This is a genomic window from Nonomuraea sp. CX421 (genome assembly GCF_059358955.1).
On record NZ_JCADBK010000011.1, the window covers coordinates 226,303 to 232,559 of the forward strand.

The 6,257-nt window shown below is 71.4% G+C and carries 9 protein-coding genes; all 9 read left to right on the plus strand.

The features are described 5' to 3' along the window. Positions 1-13 precede the first annotated feature (13 nt). A complete protein-coding gene (locus AC5L3X_RS21725; protein ID WP_189128709.1) occupies positions 14-865 on the plus strand; it encodes a dihydroorotate dehydrogenase electron transfer subunit in 852 nt (283 codons plus the stop codon). A 13-nt stretch (positions 866-878) separates the two neighbouring features. Beyond that, positions 879-1,856 (plus strand): dihydroorotate dehydrogenase, encoded by a 978-nt coding sequence (locus tag AC5L3X_RS21730; protein ID WP_494859154.1) that lies wholly within the window; start codon positions 879-881, stop codon positions 1,854-1,856. After that, positions 1,853-2,554, plus strand: coding sequence for an orotidine-5'-phosphate decarboxylase (gene pyrF / locus AC5L3X_RS21735; protein ID WP_494859155.1), 702 nt, complete (start codon positions 1,853-1,855; stop codon positions 2,552-2,554). The genes AC5L3X_RS21730 and pyrF overlap by 4 nt, the downstream gene beginning before the upstream one ends. A 349-nt stretch (positions 2,555-2,903) precedes the next feature. After that, positions 2,904-3,227, plus strand: coding sequence for an integration host factor, actinobacterial type (gene mihF / locus AC5L3X_RS21740; protein WP_020541698.1), 324 nt, complete (start codon positions 2,904-2,906; stop codon positions 3,225-3,227). 139 nt (positions 3,228-3,366) lie between these two features. Continuing rightward, positions 3,367-3,939, plus strand: a complete 573-nt coding sequence (gmk, locus tag AC5L3X_RS21745) for a guanylate kinase (protein ID WP_225264293.1) — start codon at positions 3,367-3,369, stop codon at positions 3,937-3,939. 5 nt (positions 3,940-3,944) lie between these two features. Further along, the gene (rpoZ, locus tag AC5L3X_RS21750) at positions 3,945-4,214 is read left to right on the plus strand and encodes a DNA-directed RNA polymerase subunit omega (RefSeq protein WP_101783051.1); all 270 of its coding nucleotides are present in this window, start codon (positions 3,945-3,947) and stop codon (positions 4,212-4,214) included. Positions 4,215-4,222: 8 nt separating this feature from the next. Further along, positions 4,223-5,428 carry a bifunctional phosphopantothenoylcysteine decarboxylase/phosphopantothenate--cysteine ligase CoaBC gene (gene coaBC, locus AC5L3X_RS21755; RefSeq protein ID WP_494859157.1) on the plus strand — a complete coding sequence of 402 codons (1,206 nt, stop codon included), beginning with the start codon at positions 4,223-4,225 and terminating at the stop codon, positions 5,426-5,428. Positions 5,429-5,506: 78 nt separating this feature from the next. Continuing rightward, positions 5,507-5,875, plus strand: a complete 369-nt coding sequence (locus tag AC5L3X_RS21760; protein ID WP_189128714.1) for a hypothetical protein — start codon at positions 5,507-5,509, stop codon at positions 5,873-5,875. A gap of 125 nt (positions 5,876-6,000) precedes the next feature. Beyond that, positions 6,001-6,257 (plus strand): S-adenosylmethionine synthetase N-terminal domain-containing protein (locus tag AC5L3X_RS21765; protein WP_494859158.1); only part of this gene is annotated, 257 nt, incomplete at its 3' end.

Here is a 6,257-nt window from a genome sequence, read left to right on the forward strand (position 1 = left end):
GGCCGGCACACCTGTGCAGGTGACGGGCACGGTGCTGACGACGCGCCGGGTCGACGCCTACCATGCGCTGACGGTGGTGGCGCCCGGCATCGCCGAGCGCTACCGCCCCGGTCATTTCGTGTCCGTCGCGGTCGGCGGGGCGCACACGTCGATGGTGACCCGCCGGGCGCTCACCGTCCACGACGTCAAGTCCGACTACGGTGGCACGGTGGAGCTCGTCTTCACCGTGCGCGGGCCCGGCACCGCCTGGCTCGCCGAGCGCCGTGCCCGCGACACCCTCGACCTGGTGGGGCCGCTCGGGCGGCCGTTCCCGCTGCCGCGTGATCCCGTCCACTGCGTGCTGGTCGGCGCCGAGTACGGCTCGGCGGTGCTCTTCCCGGTGGCCGACGCGCTGTTGGAGCGAGGCTGCCGGGTCGACTTCGTGCTCGGCGGGGCCGGCGCCGACCGGGTGTTCGGCGCGATGCGGGCCCGGCGGATGGCCGCCACCACGACGCTCACCACCGAGGACGGTTCCCTGGGGCTGCGCGGCAGGGTGACCGACGCGCTGCCGTCGGTGATCGCCGACACCCGGGCCGACGCCGTCTACGCGTGCGGGCCGATGGAGACCCTGCGGGCGGTCACGGCCGTGGCGATCGAGTTCGACATTCCGGTGCAGGTGGCGGTGGAGGAGTCGATGGCGTGCGGCATCGGCGTGTGCATGACGTGCGTGCTCCCGGTCATCGGCGACGACGGGGTGACCAGGATGCTGCGCGCCTGCGCCGAGGGACCGGTGTTCCGGGGGGAGCGGGTGCGGTTCGAGGACGTGGGAACGATCCCGTTCGACGCTCTCGGCGCGCCCGGGGGCGGTGCTCGCCATGCGGGCTGAATGGTGACCTGACATGTCCGTAGATATGCGTACATTCCTGGCGCACGTGGAGCTGGCGAACCCGATCACCACGGCTGCCGGATGCGCGGCCTCCGGCCGCGAGCTCGCCCAGTTCTTCGACCTGCACCGGCTGGGAGCGCTCGCCACCCGGTCGATCACCATGGCCCCGCGGGCCGGGCGGCCGACCCCGCGCATGGCCGAGACGCCGTCCGGCATGCTCAACGCCGTCGGCCTCCAGGGCCCCGGCATCGACGCGTTCCTCGAACGTGAGCTGCCCTGGCTGGCCCAGCGCGGCATCCGCACCATCGTCTCGATCGGCGGCGGCACCGTCGCCGAATACTCCGAGCTGGCCCGCAGGCTCGCCGACGCGCCCGGGGTGACGGCGCTCGAGGTCAACCTGTCGTGCCCCAACATGGAGGACCGCGGCCGGGTCTTCGCCCGCGAGGGCGGCGCCGCCGCCGAGGTCATCGCCGCCGTGCGGTCCATCATGCGCTACGACGTGCCGGTCGTGGCCAAGCTCGCGCCCGACGTGGCCGACATCGTCGCCGTGGCCCGCGCCTGCGCCGACGCGGGCGCCGACGCGCTGTCGATGATCAACAACCCGCTCGGCATGGCCATCGACACCGAGGCGCTGCGGCCCTCGCTCGCCGCCGTGACCGGCGGACTGTCCGGCCCGGCCATCCTGCCGCTGGCCGTACGGTGTGTCTGGCAGGTGCACGCGGCGCTCCCAGGAGTGCCGCTGATCGGTGTCGGCGGCGTGATGACCGGCAGAGACGCCTTCCAGCTCATCCTGGCGGGCGCCTGCGCGGTCGGGGTGGGCACGGCCCTGTTCCACGACCCCTACGCGTGCCTGCGGATCGAGCGCGAGCTCGAGGATCTGCTGCGGGCCCGCGGTTTCCAGCGGCTGGCCGACGCCGTCGGCCTGGCCCACCGTCCACCGGGCGGCGCCCCCCGGCACCTGCTCGTCGACACCGAGGAGAGCTCCCCTTGACGCCCGCACCCATCGCCGTCGCCCTCGACGCCCCCGACCTGGAGACCGCCGCCAGGTGGGCCGCCCTGGTGACGCCCCACGTCAGCACCGTGAAGGTGGGCCTGGAGCTCTATCTGCGCTACGGCCCCGACGTGATCGCCTCCGTCCGGGGGGCCAGCGGCGTCAGCGTCTTCCTCGACCTCAAGCTGCACGACATCCCCAACACGGTGGCCGGCGCGGCCCGCGCCGTCTCCCGGCTGCGGCCCGCCATCCTCACCGTGCACGCCACGGGTGGCCCCGCGATGATCAGGGCGGCCGTGGACGCCGCGCCCCACACCCAGATCGCCGCCGTCACGGTGCTGACCTCACTCAGCGAGGCCGACCTGGGCAGCATCGGCCTGATCGGCCCGGCCGACGACGCGGTGCGCCGCCTGGCCGCCATGGCGGTCGACGCGGGCGCGACAGCCCTGGTCTGCAGCCCCAACGAGGTCGCGGCGGTGCGCTCGGAGGTCGGTCCGGGCATCACCCTGATCACGCCGGGGGTGCGGCCCGCGGGCACCGACACCCAGGACCAGGCCCGGGTCGCCACCCCCGAACAGGCCCTCGCCGACGGGGCCGACCTGCTGGTGATCGGCCGCCCCATCACCGCCTCGCCGGACCCCGGGGCCACGGCCGCCGCCGTGGCCGCCGCCCTCAGGCGCACCGCGACGCCTTCCTGACGGCACGTGCCGCTCGCCGTACAAGATCGAATGATGTCACAACCGCGGCGATCCCGCGACGTGAGAGCCCGCCGCGACGGGGTTTGGGACACAGGTCGGCGCGTGGTTTCGGACAGGGGCGGGAAGCTGGAATGTGATCTTCGTCCACGTTGGCGCGTCCCGGAAGGGCTCGGGGACGAACCGGGAAGTGAGGACGTTTTGCTCAGCAGACTGTAGTTTTCCCCGTACGGAGAGCGACGAAGTAGATTTTGTCGCGAGAGAAACTGCTCTTGACGTTGCTTAGGGGGCAATGACCAGCTAGTTTCCCTTCCCGTCCGAGTACATCGACAGAAATTCGAGGTGACCCGGCGTGGCTCTTCCTCCCCTGACCCCTGAGCAGCGCGCCGCAGCCCTGGAGAAGGCTGCCAAGGCCCGTAAAGAGCGTGCCGAGGTCAAGAACCGGCTCAAGCATGGCGCGGTTTCTCTGGCTGAGGTGCTCAAGGATGGGCAGACCGACGACGTCATCGGCAAGATGAAGGTGTCGGCCTTGTTGGAGTCGCTCCCCGGCGTGGGCAAGGTCCGCGCCAAGCAGCTCATGGAGCGGCTCGCCATCGCCGAGTCCCGCCGCGTGCGGGGTCTCGGCGCGAACCAGAGGGCATCCCTCGAGCGCGAGTTCGGTGGCAACGAGAGCTAATCTCGGTTCCACACGAACACGCGGGTTCAACGGGGGGTAGGAAGTGACCGACAGGTCCAGGTCCGGCGGTGCAAGGGCCGATGAGGCAGTCGGATCAGGAGCGCAGGTCGGCGACTTCCTCCCCCCGGGTGACAGACGGCTGACGGTCCTGTCAGGGCCGTCCGGCGTAGGCAAGTCCACGGTCGTCGCCGAGCTCCGGCGGGCACACCCCGGGGTGTGGCTGTCGGTCTCGGTGACCACCAGGAGGCCCCGGCCCGGCGAGGTGCACGGGGTCCACTACTTCTTCGTCGACGGCGAGGAGTTCGACCGGCTGGTCGAGTCGGGCGAGCTGCTCGAATGGGCCGAGTTCGCCGGCAACCGCTACGGCACGCCCCGGCGCGCCGTCCTGGAGCGGGTCGCCGCCGGAGTGCCCACGCTGCTGGAGATCGACCTTGAGGGCGCCAGGCAGGTGCGGCGCAGCATGCCCGAGGCCCTGCTGGTGTTCCTGGCCCCGCCGAGCTGGCAGGAGCTGGAGAAGCGGCTGCGCGGCCGCGGCACCGAGCCCGAGGAGGTCATCGCCCGCCGGCTCGAGGCCGGGCGGATCGAGATGGCGGCCGAGAAGGAGTTCGATCTCACCCTGGTCAACACGGATGTGAAAGACGTGTGCCGCCGGCTGATAGCCTTGATGACTGACCCTCTGGGGGTCACGACAACCACCAACCGAGAGGTCTGACAATCGTGGCAGGCATTGCCCCGGTCGCTGAGGGGATCACCAACCCGCCGATCGACGCGCTGCTCGACATCGTCGACAGCAAATACTCCCTGGTGATCATGGGCGCCAAGCGGGCCCGCCAGATCAACGCCTACTACTCCCAGCTCGGCGAGGGCCTGCTCGAGTACGTCGGGCCGCTGGTCGAGACGCACGCCCAGGAGAAGCCGCTCTCGATCGCGCTGCGCGAGGTGTCCGAGGGGCTGCTCAACGCCGAGCCCATCGAAGGCGCGGTCTGACCGCTTCGATGAAGGTCGTCCTGGGCGTCACCGGGGGCATCGCCGCCTACAAGGCGTGTGAGCTCCTGCGCCTGTTCACCGAGTCCGGGCATCAGGTGCGGGTCGTCCCGACCCGTGACGCCCTGCGGTTCGTGGGCGAGCCCACCTGGGCCGCCCTGTCGGGCCAGCCCGTGGCGACCGACGTGTGGGACGACGTGCACGAGGTGCCCCACGTGCGGATCGGCCAGGGCGCCGACCTCGTGGTCGTGGCGCCCTCGACCGCCGACATGCTGGCCAAGGCGGCCCACGGCCTGGCCGGCGACCTGCTCACCAACACGCTGCTGACCGCGCGCTGCCCGGTGGTGTTCGCGCCCGCGATGCACACCGAGATGTGGCAGCACCCCGCCACCCGCGCCAACGTCGCGACCCTGCGAGAGCGCGGCGCCGTGGTGATCGACCCCGCCGTCGGCCGGCTCACCGGCGCCGACACCGGCCCGGGCCGGCTGCCCGACCCCGCCGAGATCTTCCAGGTCTGCCTGCGCGTGCTGCGCGGAGCCCCGCGCGACCTGGCCGGGCGCAGGATCGTCGTCTCCGCCGGCGGCACCCGCGAGGCCATCGACCCCGTCCGCTACATCGGCAACCGGTCCTCCGGGCTGCAGGGCTACTCCCTGGCCCGTACGGCCGTCGCGCGCGGTGCCGAGGTGACCCTGGTCGCCGCCAACGTCACGCTGCCCGATCCCGCGGGGGCCACCGTGGTCCGGGCGGAGTCCACCGCCGAGCTGCGTGAGGCGGTGCTCGCCGCCGCGGCCGACGCCGACGTGGTGGTCATGGCCGCCGCCGTCGCCGACTTCCGGCCGTCCACGCGGCACGAGTCCAAGATCAAGAAGACCGACGGCGAGCCCGAGGCCATCCCGTTGACGAAGAACCCCGACATCCTGGCCGAGCTGGGCGAGCTCCGCGGCGATGCCCGGGCGCGGGGCGCCGGGCATCCCCAGGTGATCGTCGGGTTCGCCGCCGAGACCGACGACGTGCTGGCCAACGGCCGCGCCAAGCTCGCCCGCAAGGGCTGCGACCTGCTCGTCGTCAACCAGGTCGGCCGCGACCTCGCGTTCGGGACCCCCGACAACGCCGCCACCGTGCTGGCCGCCGACGGCGACGCCGTCGAGGTGAAGCGCGGTCCCAAGGACGACGTGGCCGACGCCGTCTGGGATCTGGTGGCCGCCCGTCTCGTCTGACGCCGTACGAGTCCGTTACCGCATCACCTGTTGCACACCCCCGTACGCCTGCGGATACTTGGCGCGAAGGGGGACGGAATGCCGGTGAGTTCCGCTGTCAGAGACCGTTGCAGGACACTACTGGGCGATCACGAAGAGATCAGCTACGTCTTTCCGGCGCTGTCGGTGGGTCCCGGGGGAGCCGCCGACTTCCTGATCGTCGTGACCGGCCGATCGATCTCGGTGCTGGCCACCAAGATGCTCCAGCGAGACCGCCCGATCTCGATCTACGCGATCTTCCCCAGGCACACCCGCCTGGGGCCGATCCTGCAGGCGCCCGGGCCGGTCATCGAGCTCGGATCGCTCGCGTTCGAGTTCGAGGAGGAGTACGCGGCGGTGGTCGCGGCGGCCGACGCGGAGATCTTCGCCCCCGAGACACTGCCCCCCGATCCGCTGCCTGACCTGTGAGGCACGCCGCGATTCGGGCAGTTTCGCGGCAGGGCGTCCGGTAGGGCTAGACTTCGGGAGGCCCGGGCCTGTCCGACCGCCGGAGCCGCAATCCGTCAGCAGCCGCTGCATGAGGAGCCACTGAGTTGTCACGTCGCCTGTTCACCTCCGAGTCGGTCACCGAGGGCCACCCGGACAAGATTGCCGACCAGATCAGTGACGCGATTCTCGACACGATGCTCAAAGACGATCCCACGAGCCGGGTCGCCGTCGAGACGATGATCACTACCGGCCAGGTCCACGTCGCGGGCGAGGTGACGACCGAGACCTACGTCGACATTCCGGGTGTCATCCGGGAGAAGATCCTGGAGATCGGTTACGACGCCTCCCACAAGGGTTTCGA

Bases quoted from the DNA above. Each gene is read 5' to 3' on its own strand.
- AC5L3X_RS21730 (WP_494859154.1), top strand. From the start codon at position 879: ATGTCCGTAGATATGCGTACATTCCTGGCGCACGTGGAGCTGGCGAAC.
- coaBC (WP_494859157.1), top strand. From the start codon at position 4,223: ATGAAGGTCGTCCTGGGCGTCACCGGGGGCATCGCCGCCTACAAGGCG.
- AC5L3X_RS21760 (WP_189128714.1), top strand. From the start codon at position 5,507: ATGCCGGTGAGTTCCGCTGTCAGAGACCGTTGCAGGACACTACTGGGC.